This window comes from Rhodococcus sp. WS1, assembly GCF_003797745.1.
Lineage (GTDB): Bacteria > Actinomycetota > Actinomycetes > Mycobacteriales > Mycobacteriaceae > Rhodococcus_F > Rhodococcus_F erythropolis.
In genome coordinates, this window is sequence record NZ_RKLZ01000001.1 from 1,886,501 (window position 1) to 1,901,322 (window position 14,822).

The window sequence follows — 14,822 nt, forward strand, 5'->3', positions numbered from 1 at the left end:
GGGACACCGATGTCATCCAGCACTCGGACCCGTAGGTGGACAGACCCGAAGGGATTTCGGGGCCATAGTTGTCTCATCACCGAAACACACGGTCACCGAGACCGACAAATCGAGGAGAAACATCATGGCTACCAACACAATTCGACCCGAAGCAATTTCCTTCTCCGGCCTCAGCATGGCAGCTCTGGTCGCCCGCGCCGCCGGGGCGAACGCGGTGAAGTCGATAACCGACACTTCCGTCACGACGGCGATGATCAGCAATTCGGGCTTCGGGGCCCTGTATCTGGTCGACGCATCCAATCCGAACGGTGACTGGATCGTCCCGCCGGCCGACTACATCCTGCCGAACATGAACGTCAACGTGGTCGCCACGAGCAAGAATCAGAACGACTTTCCCGTCGTGCTGACGTACCGCTCCGACGACGGTGGAGTGTTTGTCTTCAGCGCCACCAACTCGAAGACCAGGGCAGATGCCGGCGGAACGTACGCCCCCGACGGCCACGACGTCACGGTGACGATGACCTCGGGTTACCCGGCCATGAACGTCACGTACGTACTGCGGTGACTCCCGTTCACTCCAACAGACCCTGCCGCATCGCGGCGGCGACGGCGGCACCTCGATCGTTGACTCCGAGTTTCTCGTAGAGGCGCTGCACGTGGGTTTTGACGGTCGAAGGCGCAAGAAAGAGCTGGGAGGCGATGGTGGGGATACTGGCGCCCTGTGCGATCAATCCGAGAACTTCACGCTCACGGGCGCTGAGAGTCGGGCCGGACGGCTCGCTACGGCGACGCACCTCCCCCACCAGTCCGGCAGCGATGCTGGGCGGCAACACATCTCGGCCCGCGGCGCAGTCGAGCACGGCGCTCACGATCTCGGCCCGGGTGGATTCCTTCGGCAGGAATCCGGCAGCACCCGCCTGCAGAGCCTGATACACGACGGACGATTCGTCGTGAGCACTGAGCAGGAGCACCCTGGTCGGCAACTCGTCTCGAACCACTGCTGCTGCCACCTGGGTCCCGTCCAGGTGCGGCATCCGGAAATCGATCAGCGCCACCTTCGGGCGTAATTCCCGAATCATTGCGAGCGCAGCTGCGCCGTCGTCGGCCTCGCCCAGAACGTCGATGCGGTCACTGCCGGTCAGGGCCCGAACCACGCCCTCACGAAACAACGGGTGATCGTCGCCGACCACCACGGAAACCTTGCCGACCACCGGCTTCGTGCCTTCTCGCATTGCTCACTTTCTCACGCCCGTACCAGCAATGCGAGCACTTGCGCCTCCCCCGATCGGGGGACACGCGATTCAACCCCGCCACGGCCCCGTCGGCGGACATACAGCAGCCCTGATTCGCGACAAGATTGATTCATCGCCGAGAACGGCAACCACACACCAGCCCAGGAGCAGACATCATGCGTACCAACACCACTCGCTTCGTAGCAGTCACCGCGATCGCCCTCGCTCTCGGCGGAACCGCACTGGGAACCGCGGCGGTCGCCAACGCCGGCACCATGCCGACCGACGGCCCGACGGTTGCCATGACCATCACCAACAACACCGACAACCCGATGCTGCTGGACAGCGCGTCCAACCCCTACGGACAGTGGATCAACGGCCCCCGCTCCTACCTGGCTCCGCACACGACCGAAATCGTCACCGCCTACAGCAGCGATCCGCGCGGCATCGGTGTCGACGTCACCTACAACGTGGCCGACGGAGTCCAGACCGTCATGGCGGCCAACAACTACGCCGGCAACCCCACCCTCGACGGGACCCGCATCATCGGTGACCCGACGCACGTCATCCTCACCGACTACATGGCCACCGGCTACCCCACGATGAACGCCTCCTACGACGTCTTCACGCAGAACTGAACCGAGCGTTGAAGCAACCACGAACTTGATCCGCTACGGCCCACGACCCGGTATCCGCATGGATGTCGGGACGTGGTGTGCGCTGACCAACTCAGACGCGTTCGACCAACACGCAGCGGGCACCACTGAAGATCGTAGGCATGCACTTGTTGCAGTGGATGCACAGTGATTGGGTATCGGATTCGGCTGCGATCCGATTGATCAGATCCGGTTCTCTGAGCAGTGCCCGTGCCATGGCGACGAACTCGAACCCTTCCGCCATTGCGGTATCCATGCCCGCTTTGTCCGTGACACCGCCGAGCAGCACGAGCGGCAACTTCACCGCAGCACGGATCTGCCGAGCCTCTTCCAGCATGAACAGCGGCTTGTACGGATAGGCATGCAACATGCTCTTGCCCACCAACTGCACGCCGAGTCGAACAGGTTGCGGCATCGCGGCGGCAAACTCGCGGATCGGCGCATCGCCCTTGAACAGGTACATCGGGTTGAGCAGTGAGCTACCCATCGTCAACTCGAGCGCATCGACACTTCCGGATGCCTCGAGCCACTGCGCCACCTGGATTGCTTCGTCCACCCAGAATCCACCTGGCACACCGTCATCCATGTTCAGCTTGGCCAAGATCGCGATCTTGTCACCGACGGCGTCGCGCACACTGCGCGCAGTTTCGAGTACGACGCGAGCCCGGTTCTCGAGCGATCCGCCGTAGGAGTCCTTACGACGGTTGAGTTTCGGACTCAGGAACGAGCTCGCGAAATAGTTGTGACCGAAGTGGATCTCGACGGCGTCGAATCCTGCTTCGACGGCAAGTCGCGCAGCGCTCCCGTGCGCCGCCGCAATTCTGGTGATGTCCGCTGTGGTGGCAGTGCGAATCATCCTCATGCTCAACGGATTGAACGAACTCGACGGTGCCAGCGCAGGCAGTCCGGTCGACTTCTGATTCGCGACGGGGCCGGCGTGCCCGAGCTGCGCCGATGCTGCTGCCCCTTCGGCGTGAATGGCATCGGTGAGTCGTCGCAGTCCGGGGAGGGCATCGGGCCGCATCCACAGCTGGCCGTATTCGGTGCGCCCTTCCGGTGCGACGGCGCAATACGCGACGGTGGACATCCCGACTCCGCCGGCTGCCGGGCGGCGATGGAACTCGATCAGCTCGTCGGTGACCAGGGCGTCGGGAGTTTTGCCTTCGAATGTCGCGGACTTGATGATTCGATTTCGCAAGGTCACCGGGCCCAGCTTTGCCGGGGCGAGCACGTCGGGAGCAGTCATCAAGTTTGCCTCTCACAGGGGTTGTTTGCTGGACGGTAGATCGATGGTCCAGAGCTGGCCAGCCCCCGTGCCACGGAGCGGGAAAACAACTTCAGCCCGGCCGAGGTGGCCGGGCTGAAGTGACATCGGTGCAGATCAGATGCGTCCGAAGTACGCGTCCTTGAGCACTGCCAGGTCGTCGATGTCCTTGGCGTCGGCATCGAGGACCACCTTGCCGATGTCGAGGACCGTCACGTGATCGGCGACGCTCATCGCGGCCTCCACTGCCTGCTCCACCAGCAGAACAGCCAGGCCGGTTTCCTTGAGCTGCTGGACGCGGTCCATCACCTCACCGACGATCACCGGAGCCAGCCCGCCCGACGGTTCGTCGAGAAGGAGCAACCGCGGCTGCGCCATCAGCGCTGCGCCGATCGCGAGCATCTGCTGCTGACCGCCCGACATGGAACCGGCGGGAAGCGCACGCTTCTCCCCCAGGATCGGGAACATCTCGTACATGGACTCGACGGATTCCATCAGCTCGCCGCGCTTTGCCTTGCGGGTGTACCCGCCCAGCAGAAGGTTCTGCTCGACGGTCTGCTTGTGAAAGACCCGCTTACCCTCCTGCACGTACGCCATACCCTGCCGCACCCGCTTGTGCGCGGGAACTCCGGTGATGTCGGCACCGTCCATTTCGACGGTTCCAGAGGCCACCTTGTTGAGGCCGGACAGAGCACGGAGCGTGCTCGTCTTGCCTGCACCGTTGCGCCCGAGCAGGGCTGTCACCTGACCGGGATAGACGTCGAACGAGACATCCCAGACGACGCGCAGATCGCCGTACCCGGTCTGCAGGTTACGGACCTTCAGAATCGGTTCCATCACTTCACCTCGCTGGTCTGATGGTCTACCGCGCCGATTTCTTCGAGCAGCGCATCCTCATCACCGGACTTGACTCCGAGGTATTCGCTCAACACGCGCGGGTGATGTTCGATCGTCGCCGCATCGCCGGTGGCGATCACCTGCCCCTGCGCCAGCACCACGATCTCGTCGGCCAGCGAGAGCACGAGGCGGAAGTTGTGCTCCACCAACACCACTGTGGCCCCGGCATCACGCAGTACCCGGATCAGGTCCGCCAGGCGTTCGAGTTCGTCCTCGTCGAGTCCGGACGCAACCTCGTCGAAGAGTACGACCCTCGGCTCGGCGATGACGGCGCGAGCAACTTCGAGCATGCGACGCATCCCCAGGGGCAGCGACGTCGCGATCTCGTTGCGCAGGTGCGACATCCCCACGAGCTCGAGAACACGCTCGGCCTCGACGATGTCGGCCTTCGCGATCCTGCGGAAGCTGGGCAGGCGAAGCACAGCCGACGCCATCGACGCGCGGTGCACCGAATAACGTCCGGATGCAACAGCTTCCAGAACCGTGATGTTCTCCGGAATCGTCGGAGTTTGGAACGTGCGCGCCACACCCACGCGCGCCACCTTGTGCGGCGACGACTGCGAGACCACCGTGTCACCGATTGTGATCACGCCGGCGTCCGCGGTGTAGAACCCGCAGATCATGTTGAGCATGGTCGTCTTACCCGAACCGTTTGGCCCGATCAACGCGGTGACCTTACCTGCCTCTGCGGTCAGGGTTGCCGCATTGAGAGCCTGGTTGCCACCGAATGCCTTGGACACTCCGTCGACCACCAACCGTGCGCCGTTGATCGGCGCCAGTTCCGGTGTTCCGCCGCTGTTCTCCTTTGCGGTGACTACGCCCAGGCCGGCCCTGCGATCGAGTTTCGAGACGATCGCTCGCCCGACCTTGGTCAGCCCACCGGAGAGCAGCACACCGCCGATGATCAGGAAGCCTCCGTAGAAGATCAGCGAGTATTCCTGAAATGCCGTCGACTGGTTGGGACCGAGCTGCATGATCGCGGCACCGACTACGGCGCCGTACACACTTGCCGCACCGCCCAGGATGGATGCCGCCAGAACCGCTGTCGCAAAGGTGAACCCGAAGGCTTCCGGCGAGATGAACAGGTCGGTATTGGCGAACAACGCACCCGCCAGACCGGCCGGGAAGGCACCGATCGCATAGCCGAGCAGTTTCATCCGGAACACCGACACACCCTGCGACGACGCCAGCACCGGCGACTGCTTGAGCGTGCGGAACGCGATGCCGTGGCGCGAGACCACCAGGTTGCGCATCACCGCGAACCAGAGGACGGTCACCACGACAACCACCATGTAGTACTGCTGGGTGTCGAGTTCGGAGCCGAAGAGCGTCGGCGGCTCCATACCGGTGAGGCCGTTTCGGCCGCCGGTCTTGCCGCCGAAGATCGCCAGTACGTCCGGCACGAGCAGCACCAGGAAGAACGACGTCATCGCCAGGGACCAGTTGCCCAGTCGCAGACCGGGAACGCCGGTCAAGATGCCGACGCCCAATGCCACGGCACCGGCCGCAGCGAGCTGGACCAGGATGTCGGTGTGACCGGCCTGGGACATCAGACCCGCGGTGTATGCACCCGCCGCGTACATCGCGGCCTGGCCGAGCGCCAGTTCACCGGCAAAGCCGAGGCTCAGGTTCAGGCCGCTGACCACAAGTGCCAGGATGCAGGCCAATTGAATCTGCCGTGATGTCGACAGGTCGAGCCCCATCACGGGCAGCAGCAAGATCACTACCGCCAGGACCAGCGGGATGATCCAACTCGGAAGGGAACGGAAAGTCCGCCACGCGCTTACCATTTCACACCACCCGTTCTCGGACGTTGCCGAACAAGCCGGCAGGTTTGACCATCAAGATGATGATCAGCACCGTGAAGACGGCGATATTGCTGTACTGACTTCCCGCCCACAGGGCGGTGAACGATTCCACCAGGCCGACGGTCAGGCCGCCGATCAAAGCGCCTGGCAGAGAGCCGAACCCGCCGATCGCCAACGCCACGAATCCCTTGAGGGCCAGCGCGGCACCCAACGTCGCAACTGCAAACGTCTTGGGGCCGACAAGGAGTCCGAGGACACCGGCCAATGCACCCGAGAAGGCAAACGCACCCAGCGCCAACCGTCGTACATTGACTCCTCGCAGCATCGCCGCTTCACGATCCTCGGAGATGCCGATCAGAGCCAGACCCGTCATGGTCTTCTTCGAGACGTAACTCAACCCGATGACCAGTGCAATAGCCGCAACAAGCAGAGCGATCTCTACCGGGTAGGTACGGCCGCCGAGTAGGGTGATCGGTTCGTTCGATCCGAAGAACGGAACCGTGAGAGGTTCACTACCCCAAATCAATTGAGTTGCACCATTGAGCAGAGTGGCAACGCCAAGCGTGGTGACCAGCTGGTTCTGGTGATCGGCCACCGGTCTGATCGCGACGATCTCCTCGACCGAGGCGAGGAGCATCACGGTCACGGTTGCCATGACGGCCACCACGAGAACGGGAAGTTTCAGGGTCACGAGACCCGTGTAGGCGACGAAAGTGCCCACCATCATCAGCTGAGCTTGAGCGAAGTTGAACGTGTTGGAGGAAACGAAAACGATGTTGTACCCGATGGCAACCAGCACGTAGACCGCGCCGAGCGCCAATCCGGACCACAGAATGGTCATGACGCAGCCGGGTTTCCGAACTGACCGTTGAGGATCTTCGTCGGGCTGATGAACTTCAGCTCACTGGTATCCGGGTTCGGGCCGTGGTTGTCAGAGCTGAAGTTGTAGCGCGAGAGGAATGCGGTCTTGGCATTCTCCTGAACCTCTGCGGTTTCCAGTGCTTCGGCGAGTTTCTTCGGATCGGTCGAACTGCCGACCTTCTCCGCTGCTGCCGCGACGAGGGGGAATGCGTCGTAGTTGTCCGCGAGGATCAGCGTCGACGGGATCGAGCCCAGCGACGCCATCGTGTCCACCATCGTGTTGACGAGCGCGTTGTTCGGATCGAACACCGTGCTGGTGAACACCTGCGTCACCAGGTTCTTCACCTGCGGGGTGCCGAGCACACCGGCGGGCGGATCATTGGCGATGAGGTTAGTGGCAGAGACCGACGTGTTGCCGATCAACGGCACGTCCCAGCCGAGTCGCTCCAGGCTCTGCAACACGTATCCGAGCGGGGCGCCGTACGCGTCCAACGCGATTGCCGTTGCACCGGCATTCTTGAGGGACTGCAACTGCGCCGTCATGTCCAGAGCAGCGGCGTCGTACTCTTCGTTGCCGGCAGCCTTCAGACCGACCTTCTCGAGCGCACCGGTCATCTCCTCGCCGAAGAGTTCACCGTAAGCGGTACTACCGTGCAGGACTCCGACGCTGCTGTAGCCCTTGGTCTTTGCATACTCGGAGATGCCGCGAGCGGTGTCGGTCGCGCCCGGAGCCAGGTCGAAGTTCAGCGGGAACTTCGAGGGGTCCGTGGAATCGGGAGAAGGCGCCATGCTCAGCGAGAGGATGTTGTTCTGCTTGAGGATCGGGAGAACCGCAGCCGCGATCGACGAAGGACCCGAGTTGAGGTAGAGGTCAGGCTTGTTCCCCGAGTTGATGGCTTCGCGCAGCTTGGTGACGGCGATGGTTGCATCACCCGCGTCATCGACAGTGGTGAGCTCGATCTGACGGCCGCCGATGCCCCCGGCCTCGTTCTGGACCTGAACGCCGGCCTTCGTGGCCAGCAGGGAAGTCTGCGAGTTCGCCGCGAGAACACCCTGCGCACTGATCCCGCCGGTCAGCAGGACGCGGTACGGCGAATCCGCGCCACCTTCGGACTCCGAAGAACCACTACACCCCGCGAGAGCCAGAGCCGTCACGGCAACTGCCGCAACAAGAATGGGCCGACGATTCATGTCTGCACTCCTAGAACACATGTATGCACCGAACGTCAGGCGAATACCTGACGAAAGAAGGATCGGCCGGTGGGAACGCCTGATTTCGAGCACCAGCCAACCAAGCACCCGCTTGATGATCTAGCAAGCAGTTGCTTGGGTTGGAGCATAGAATGTGATCTGGATAACGTCAAACGCACAAAAGAGGAGTCATGGAAGCGGACGCTATGCATATTCGGGCGGCCTCGACAGACCGATTCCCGCTGGGTGGAAACGCCAAAACGGCCCCACGCCCTGCGGGATTCGATGAGGTGAATCCGAGCAGGGCGTGGAGCCGTTTGCGTAAAGGTCTGAACTATCGCTGGTTTCGTGGCTTCCAAACCACCAACGCATTGTTGCGTGGAATCGGAACGAGGTCCCGGCGATAGCCCGCATGGACTTTCGCGATTTCCTCGGCCAGTTCGCGGACGCGATGCTGCAGAGCCTCGACCTGGTTGGTCAGTTCGATGATCCGTTTGATTCCGGCGAGGTTGACGCCCTCGTCCTGCGAAAGCCGTTGCACTTCACGCAGAAGCGCAACATCACGCGGGGAGTAGCGTCGTCCGCCACCAGTGGTTCGGTGAGGGGTGACCAAACCGAGTCGATCGTAGTTACGCAAGGTCTGCGCATGCATTCCGGCCAACTCGGCTGCCACCGAGATCACGAAGATCTGGGCGTCAGGATCGACCGTCGCATCCCATTGATTCTGCGGTCGTTCGGTCATCATGCACCGGCCCACCCGGCCCGTGGATCGAACCCGCTCGCCTTCTCGGCTTCGAGATAGGTCTTCAGCGCTTCGATCGCCGGGTCGTCCAACTTCTGCGGGACGGATACCTTGACGGTGACCAGAAGGTCGCCTGCCCCCTCGGGACGCTTGGGGATGCCGCGTCCGCGAACTCGCAGAATGCGTCCGTCCACCGTTCCGGCCGGAACCTTCACTCCGACACGGCCGTCCAGGGTCGGCACGGACAGTGTCGTCCCGAGCACCAGTTCGCCGTAGCTCACCGGAACCGTCAGCGTCAGATCGTCGCCGTTACGGCCGAAGACATTGTCCGGCTTGACGCGGATGTTGACGAACAGGTCACCCGCCGGAGCTCCGCGGAGACCCGCTTCGCCCTTGCCCTTGAGTCTGATTTTCTGACCGTCGCTCACGCCTGCCGGCACGCGAACCGTGATGGTCCGTGTCCGGTTGGTGACGCCGCTACCGTGGCAGTCCTCGCAAGGCGAGTCGATGATCGAGCCGGTTCCCCGGCAGTCGTCACACGGCTCACTGAATCCGAATGCGCCCTGGTTGCGGCTGACCACGCCGGTTCCGTTGCAATGCGGGCACACTCGCGGGCTGGTGCCCGGCTTTGCGCCGCTGCCGTGACACGTGGTGCACGACGTCGGGCTGGTCAGACGAAGTGGGACGGTGACACCGAGCGCCGCTTCGCGGAAGGCGAGCGTCGTCTCGGTCTCGAGGTCCTTGCCTCGACGCGGGCGGTTGGGCGCAGCGGTGCGCTGGCCCGCTCCCCCGCGATTGAACAATCCGCCGAAGATGTCTCCGAGACCCGAGTCCTGCCCGCCGGCACCGCCGCCGAACAGGTCGTTCATGTCGAAACCACCAGCGCCGGGGTTGAATCCACCGCCACCTTGCGCACGGGGACCGAAGCCTCCGCTGGCAAAGAGACGCCTGGCCTCGTCGTACTCCTTGCGCTTGTCCGGATCAGACAGAACGGCATGAGCTTCACTGACGGACTTAAAACGCTCTTCGGCCTTCGCATCGTCAGGGTTGGCGTCGGGATGAAGATCCCGGGCCAGCTTGCGATACGCCTTCTTGATTTCGTCGGCCGTCGCGGTGGACGAGACGCCCAGCTCCTTGTAGAAGTCCTTCTCGATCCACTCCCGTTGACTCACTGGGCGTCTCCTCCTCTCACTCTTACTTCGCTTCTTGTTCTGAACCGTCTGCAGGCTTGTCGCCTACCCGGTCCGTCACGGCCACCATTGCGGTCCGAAGGACCCGGTCGCCGAGCTTGTAACCCTTGCGCATGACCGTCCCGAGTACGGGGTCGTGGCCTTCGCCTTCATGCTGCACCGCTTCGTGGAGTGCGGGATCGAAATCGTCGCCCTCGTTACCGAAGTCGGTCAAACCCAGACCCGTCAGGGTCGTGTTGAGCTTGTCCGCGAGTGCACGCAGTGGACCTGATTCGAGGTCACCGTGTGCCCGAGCGCGATCCAGGTCGTCGAGGATTCCGATGAGTTCGGTGATGACCGAAGCGCGCGCGGTTTCCTTGATGACCTGCTTGTCACGCTCGACGCGACGACGGTAGTTGGTGAACTCCGCCTGAAGTCGCTGCAGATCCGCAGTTCGTTCGGCGAGCTGATCGGTGGCGGATGCTTCCTCCACGATCGACTCTGCTTCCTGAACTACCCCTGTGTCTTCCGAGTCGAGCGGCGGCAGGGATTCCCCCGCCGCCTCTCCCTGTGCACCGGTCTCGGGGTCGACCGGGTTGTTCTCGGAGTTGTCCGAGGTCACTTCTTGTCCGAGTCGGTGGGCTCGTCGACAACCTCGGCGTCGACGACGTCGTCGTCATTGCCTGCGCCGTCGGTGTTTCCGGCCTCGTTTGCAGCGGAAGCCTCGTAGATGGCCTGGCCCAGAGCCTGCGACTCGGTGCCCAGCTTCTCCACTGCGGTCTTCACTGCAGCGATGTCGGTGCCTGTCAGGGCGTCGTTGACGTCCTTGACCGCTGCCTCGACCTTGGTCAGGATCTCCTCGGAGACCTTGCCCGCGTTCTCACCTTCACGCTGCTCCTTGACGAACTTCTCCGTCTGGTGGACCAGCGACTCGGCCTGGTTGCGGACCTCTGCCTCTTCGCGACGTGCCTTGTCTTCCTCGGCGTGAGCCTCGGCGTCCTTGACCATGCGCTCGATCTCTTCCTTGGACAGACCGGAGCCGTCCTGGATCTTGATCGTGTTTTCCTTGCCGGTGCCCTTGTCCTTCGCCGTCACGTGCACGATGCCGTTGGCGTCGATGTCGAAGGTGACCTCGATCTGCGGAACGCCACGCGGGGCGGGCGGCAGATCGGTGAGCTCGAAGGAGCCGAGCAGCTTGTTGTGCGAAGCGATTTCGCGCTCACCCTGGAAGACCTGGATCTGCACCGAAGGCTGATTGTCGTCAGCGGTGGTGAAGGTCTCGGAACGCTTCGTGGGGATGGTGGTGTTGCGCTCGATGAGCTTGGTCATCACGCCACCCTTGGTTTCGATACCGAGGGAAAGCGGCGTGACGTCGAGGAGCAGAACGTCCTTGACCTCGCCTTTGAGCACGCCGGCCTGGAGTGCGGCGCCGACTGCGACGACCTCGTCCGGGTTGACACCCTTGTTGGGCTCACGGCCACCGGTCAGTTCACGAACCAGATCGGAGACTGCCGGCATACGGGTGGAGCCACCGACGAGCACGACATGGTCGATGTCCTTGACGGCGATTCCGCTGTCCTTGATCACTGCCTGGAACGGCGCACGGGTGCGATCGAGCAGGTCCGAGGTGATCTTCTGGAACTCGCTGCGGGAGAGCTGCTCGTCCAGGAAGAGCGGGTTCTTGTCCGCGTCGACCGTGATGTACGGGAGGTTGATGGAGGTGCTCTGCGAGCTGGAGAGCTCGATCTTCGCCTTCTCCGCAGCCTCACGCAGACGCTGCAGGGCCATCTTGTCCTTGGTCAGATCGATGCCGTTCTGAGCCTTGAACTTGTCGACCAGCCAAGCGACGACGCGCTCGTCCCAGTCGTCGCCACCGAGGTGGTTGTCACCGGAGGTTGCGCGAACCTCGACGACGCCGTCGCCGATTTCGAGCAGGGAGACGTCGAAGGTGCCGCCACCGAGGTCGAAGACCAGAATGGTCTGCTCGGTGTCACCCTTGTCCAGTCCGTATGCCAGTGCAGCCGCGGTGGGCTCGTTGACGATACGAAGGACGTTGAGGCCGGCGATCTGGCCGGCTTCCTTGGTTGCCTGACGCTGTGCGTCCTCGAAGTATGCGGGGACGGTGATGACGGCGTCGGTGATGTCTTCGCCGAGGTAAGCCTCCGCGTCACGCTTGAGCTTCATGAGCGTGCGGGCGCTGATTTCCTGCGGCGTGTACTTCTTGCCGTCGATTTCCACGTTCCAGTCAGTGCCGATGTGGCGCTTGACGGAGCGGAGGGTGCGGTCGACGTTCGTGACTGCCTGGTTCTTCGCGGGCTGACCGACGAGAACCTCGCCGTTCTTGGCAAATGCGACCACCGAGGGGGTGGTACGTGAGCCTTCGGCGTTGGCGACCACTACGGGCTCGCCGCCCTCCAGCACTGCAACTACCGAGTTGGTCGTACCGAGATCGATACCGACTGCACGAGCCATAGTGTTCCTACCTTTCGTTCTGCGGTTCTCTGCCCGAGTGGTTGATCTCGAACATGACCGCGAGTTTTGCGCTTGGTGAGCGTCCTCCGCTCAAGTTTGCCTCCGACCGTGGCCGGGAGTCAACTTGAAGTTGAGCCGAGGGCGCTCAAGCTTGTCGAAATGGTCAACTACAGCCCACGTAGATTTGTTCCCACCTTCCCCGAAAAGCCGAAAAAGTGCGCCACATCACTTCCGAATCTCTCCGAATGGCTACGATCGGCCGGTGACCGATCCCGACAATTCTCCCGTTCGACCTGCTCGACCGGCGCCGGCGCCGGCGCGCCCAGCACCCGAGCGACCCGACGTCTCGGTTCGGCCGCTCCGACCTGCAGCGAACGACGAGATACCCAAGGCCGTGACCTTGTCCACCTCTGCCTGGTTCGGCTCGTTCGTCGTCCTGGCCGGTATCGCCGGAGTGGTAGTCACCAGCCTCGACGACGTCCGGTCAGCCCTCGAAGAATCGACTGCGCGCGACAATCCCGGATACTCGTCCACCGACATCTCCGATGCCGTGACGGTCGTCCTGGCCGGCAGTGGCGGCGGCGCTCTCGTCCTGATCCTGCTCGCACTCATGAGCCTTCAACTCCTCCGTGCCCGCAAGAACGCCGGGCGGGTGATGACGGCGATCGTCGGAGCCCTCAGCATCGCGGCCGGACTCGGCTTCATGTCTCTGGTCGACGGCGCCGCGGATATCGGCGCCGGAGTTCTGAGATGGGGTCCGATTCTCTACTGCGTCCTTGTAGCAGTGGCGGCGATCGCTCCGTTTGCTCCCGGTGTCAGCACCTGGCTGCGAGTACGCCGATGAAGGTTCACGTACAACTCGACTCCGCGCCGGGCGCAGGCGCTGCTCGCAGCCGCGAACTCGCGGAGACCGGCGCCGGTGGCCTGTTCACCTTCGAGGGACCACACGACGTGTTCTTCCCGCTCGTCGAAGCGGCATCGGCCGTCGACCTCGACCTGATGACCAACGTCGCCATCGCATTCCCCCGCAGTCCCATGCATCTGGCGCATTCGGCCAACGACCTACAGTTGCTCAGTCGCGGCCACTTTCGCCTCGGTCTCGGATCGCAGATCAAACCACACATCGAAAAACGCTACAGCGCAACGTGGTCGCGTCCAGCGGCCCGCATGAAGGAGACGGTCGCAGCGGTCAAGGCGATCTTCACGGCGTGGGAGAACACCTCGACGCTGAACTTCCGCGGCGAGTTCTTCACCCACACTCTGATGCCCCCGACGTTCGATCCAGGCCCCAATCCCTATGGACCGCCGCCCATCCTGATGGGTGCGCTCGGACCGGTGATGACCCGGACGGCGGCGGAGGTGGCCGACGGACTCCTGGTCATGCCGTTCCACACGCAACGCCATTTCCTCGAACGAACACTTCCGGCCGTCGATGCCGGCCTCCGTGAATCCGGCCGCACCCGAGACGAATTCACGATCATCCCGCAGGTCATCGTCGGCGTCGGCCGCGGCGACGATCAACTTGCCGCGGCCGCCCGAGGCGTCCGAGCCCTGCTCTCGTTCTACGGTTCGACGCCCGCATACCGTCCGGTGCTCGACGTCGAAGGGTGGGGCGAGGTCCAACCGGAACTCAATGCCCTGTCGAAGCGAGGTGGTTACGCCGACATGGCATCACTGATCACCGATCCGATGCTGACCACACTCGCCGTCGTCGGCACCCCCGAAGAGTGTGCCGCCGAGATTCGGCGCCGGTTCGGCGAGCATGCCGACGAAGTGTGCTGCTACTTCCCGGGTTACGACGTAGAACCGTCAGACGTGGCGTCGATGATCTCGCTTCTCACCTGAACCTGGTCGAACTTCCTGATCAGGCCCCCAAGGTACGGGCCAGCTCGGTCAACGACTCCCGGGCAGCACGCAGGCTCGCGTCACCCTGCTCGATCAGCGGTGCCATCGCCGGAATACGCTGCGCCAAAGTCAGTTCCGCGGTGATGACGGAGACATCCATTCCCATCGACACCCCGAGCACCTGAACGAGTGGCGGGACGGTGTGATCGTTGGCCTCGTTCCCCGAGCCCGGCGCATAGGTGTTCCCACGGCTGGACACGATCACCACGGGCTTACCTGCGAGCGGCTGAGTGCGCGTGTCGAAAGGCACCGTAGTCCCCAGGACGTGCACGTAATCTATCCACGCCTTCAACGTGGACGGGATCGACCAGTTGTACATCGGCGCGCCGATCACGACTACGTCTGCAGCGGTAAGTTGCTCGATAACCCGAGCCTGTAGTGCTTCCGCGGCGGGATCCGGAATCTCTCCCTCGACCCGCAAGCGTGGTGCATAGTGCAAGGCCGCGTCCGCGAGGTGCGGCAAGGGATCCCGGTGCAGGTCCACCGTCACCGTCGTGTGATCCGGACTGTTGTTCGACCACTGCTGAGCGAACAGGGCGGTGAGATCACGAGAGGTCGAGTTGTGGAGTTCGGCAGACGAATCGATGTGAAGTAGCTGTGGCATCCTTCATCAGTACCAGAGCGC

General features: G+C 63.0%; 15 protein-coding genes. 4 read left to right on the forward strand and 11 right to left on the reverse strand.

Translation table 11 applies throughout. The annotated features are described in order from the left end of the window. Positions 1–124 precede the first annotated feature (124 nt). Positions 125–565: a hypothetical protein gene (locus tag EEB12_RS08715; protein ID WP_019749394.1), complete on the forward strand. Its 441-nt coding sequence runs from the start codon at positions 125–127 to the stop codon at positions 563–565. A 7-nt stretch (positions 566–572) separates the two neighbouring features. Here the strand turns inward: EEB12_RS08715 and EEB12_RS08720 are convergent, their stop codons facing one another. Next, positions 573–1,232, reverse strand: coding sequence for a response regulator (locus EEB12_RS08720; protein ID WP_019749393.1), 660 nt, complete (start codon positions 1,230–1,232; stop codon positions 573–575). A 176-nt stretch (positions 1,233–1,408) separates the two neighbouring features. On the opposite strand from EEB12_RS08720, the gene EEB12_RS08725 reads away from it, so the two are divergent. Continuing rightward, a complete protein-coding gene (locus EEB12_RS08725; RefSeq protein WP_019749392.1) occupies positions 1,409–1,870 on the forward strand; it encodes a hypothetical protein in 462 nt (153 codons plus the stop codon). Positions 1,871–1,961: 91 nt separating this feature from the next. Here the strand turns inward: EEB12_RS08725 and EEB12_RS08730 are convergent, their stop codons facing one another. The 9 genes from EEB12_RS08730 to dnaK all read right to left on the reverse strand — a co-directional run bounded on the left by EEB12_RS08730 (position 1,962) and on the right by dnaK (position 12,292). Then, positions 1,962–3,137 (reverse strand): NADH:flavin oxidoreductase, encoded by a 1,176-nt coding sequence (locus tag EEB12_RS08730; RefSeq protein WP_024487410.1) that lies wholly within the window; start codon positions 3,135–3,137, stop codon positions 1,962–1,964. A gap of 132 nt (positions 3,138–3,269) precedes the next feature. Continuing rightward, the gene (locus EEB12_RS08735) at positions 3,270–3,989 is read right to left on the reverse strand and encodes an ABC transporter ATP-binding protein (protein ID WP_020723665.1); all 720 of its coding nucleotides are present in this window, start codon (positions 3,987–3,989) and stop codon (positions 3,270–3,272) included. Further along, positions 3,989–5,839 carry an ABC transporter permease subunit gene (locus EEB12_RS08740; protein WP_019749389.1) on the reverse strand — a complete coding sequence of 617 codons (1,851 nt, stop codon included), beginning with the start codon at positions 5,837–5,839 and terminating at the stop codon, positions 3,989–3,991. Before EEB12_RS08740 ends, EEB12_RS08735 begins: the two co-directional genes overlap by 1 nt. Before the next feature lies 1 nt (position 5,840). Continuing rightward, positions 5,841–6,698 (reverse strand): branched-chain amino acid ABC transporter permease, encoded by an 858-nt coding sequence (locus EEB12_RS08745; protein WP_019749388.1) that lies wholly within the window; start codon positions 6,696–6,698, stop codon positions 5,841–5,843. Continuing rightward, on the reverse strand, positions 6,695–7,909 hold the full coding sequence (locus EEB12_RS08750; RefSeq protein WP_019749387.1) for an ABC transporter substrate-binding protein: 1,215 nt from the start codon (positions 7,907–7,909) through the stop codon (positions 6,695–6,697). The genes EEB12_RS08745 and EEB12_RS08750 overlap by 4 nt, the downstream gene beginning before the upstream one ends. A 334-nt stretch (positions 7,910–8,243) precedes the next feature. Beyond that, positions 8,244–8,654 (reverse strand): heat shock protein transcriptional repressor HspR, encoded by a 411-nt coding sequence (locus tag EEB12_RS08755; RefSeq protein ID WP_003944355.1) that lies wholly within the window; start codon positions 8,652–8,654, stop codon positions 8,244–8,246. After that, a complete protein-coding gene (dnaJ, locus tag EEB12_RS08760; protein WP_141487632.1) occupies positions 8,651–9,823 on the reverse strand; it encodes a molecular chaperone DnaJ in 1,173 nt (390 codons plus the stop codon). Before dnaJ ends, EEB12_RS08755 begins: the two co-directional genes overlap by 4 nt. Before the next feature lie 22 nt (positions 9,824–9,845). Then, on the reverse strand, positions 9,846–10,442 hold the full coding sequence (gene grpE, locus EEB12_RS08765; protein WP_019749385.1) for a nucleotide exchange factor GrpE: 597 nt from the start codon (positions 10,440–10,442) through the stop codon (positions 9,846–9,848). Next, entirely contained in the window at positions 10,439–12,292 is a 1,854-nt protein-coding gene (gene dnaK, locus EEB12_RS08770; RefSeq protein ID WP_141487633.1) for a molecular chaperone DnaK, read from the reverse strand. Before dnaK ends, grpE begins: the two co-directional genes overlap by 4 nt. Positions 12,293–12,554: 262 nt before the next feature. Between dnaK and EEB12_RS08775 the strand changes: the two genes are divergently transcribed. Further along, positions 12,555–13,136: a hypothetical protein gene (locus EEB12_RS08775; RefSeq protein ID WP_257209884.1), complete on the forward strand. Its 582-nt coding sequence runs from the start codon at positions 12,555–12,557 to the stop codon at positions 13,134–13,136. Next, on the forward strand, positions 13,133–14,137 hold the full coding sequence (locus EEB12_RS08780; RefSeq protein WP_019749382.1) for a TIGR03617 family F420-dependent LLM class oxidoreductase: 1,005 nt from the start codon (positions 13,133–13,135) through the stop codon (positions 14,135–14,137). The genes EEB12_RS08775 and EEB12_RS08780 overlap by 4 nt, the downstream gene beginning before the upstream one ends. Before the next feature lie 19 nt (positions 14,138–14,156). Here EEB12_RS08780 and EEB12_RS08785 read toward each other — a convergent pair whose 3' ends face one another. Continuing rightward, entirely contained in the window at positions 14,157–14,801 is a 645-nt protein-coding gene (locus tag EEB12_RS08785) for an FMN-dependent NADH-azoreductase (RefSeq protein WP_019749381.1), read from the reverse strand. Positions 14,802–14,822 lie beyond the last annotated feature (21 nt).

Coding starts and splice junctions, on each gene's coding strand:
- EEB12_RS08715 (WP_019749394.1), top strand. CDS start 125: ATGGCTACCAACACAATTCGACCCGAAGCAATTTCCTTCTCCGGCCTC.
- EEB12_RS08720 (WP_019749393.1), bottom strand. CDS start 1,232: ATGCGAGAAGGCACGAAGCCGGTGGTCGGCAAGGTTTCCGTGGTGGTC.
- EEB12_RS08725 (WP_019749392.1), top strand. CDS start 1,409: ATGCGTACCAACACCACTCGCTTCGTAGCAGTCACCGCGATCGCCCTC.
- EEB12_RS08735 (WP_020723665.1), bottom strand. CDS start 3,989: ATGGAACCGATTCTGAAGGTCCGTAACCTGCAGACCGGGTACGGCGAT.
- EEB12_RS08740 (WP_019749389.1), bottom strand. CDS start 5,839: ATGGTAAGCGCGTGGCGGACTTTCCGTTCCCTTCCGAGTTGGATCATC.
- EEB12_RS08745 (WP_019749388.1), bottom strand. CDS start 6,698: ATGACCATTCTGTGGTCCGGATTGGCGCTCGGCGCGGTCTACGTGCTG.
- EEB12_RS08750 (WP_019749387.1), bottom strand. CDS start 7,909: ATGAATCGTCGGCCCATTCTTGTTGCGGCAGTTGCCGTGACGGCTCTG.
- EEB12_RS08755 (WP_003944355.1), bottom strand. CDS start 8,654: ATGATGACCGAACGACCGCAGAATCAATGGGATGCGACGGTCGATCCT.
- dnaK (WP_141487633.1), bottom strand. CDS start 12,292: ATGGCTCGTGCAGTCGGTATCGATCTCGGTACGACCAACTCGGTAGTT.
- EEB12_RS08780 (WP_019749382.1), top strand. CDS start 13,133: ATGAAGGTTCACGTACAACTCGACTCCGCGCCGGGCGCAGGCGCTGCT.
- EEB12_RS08785 (WP_019749381.1), bottom strand. CDS start 14,801: ATGCCACAGCTACTTCACATCGATTCGTCTGCCGAACTCCACAACTCG.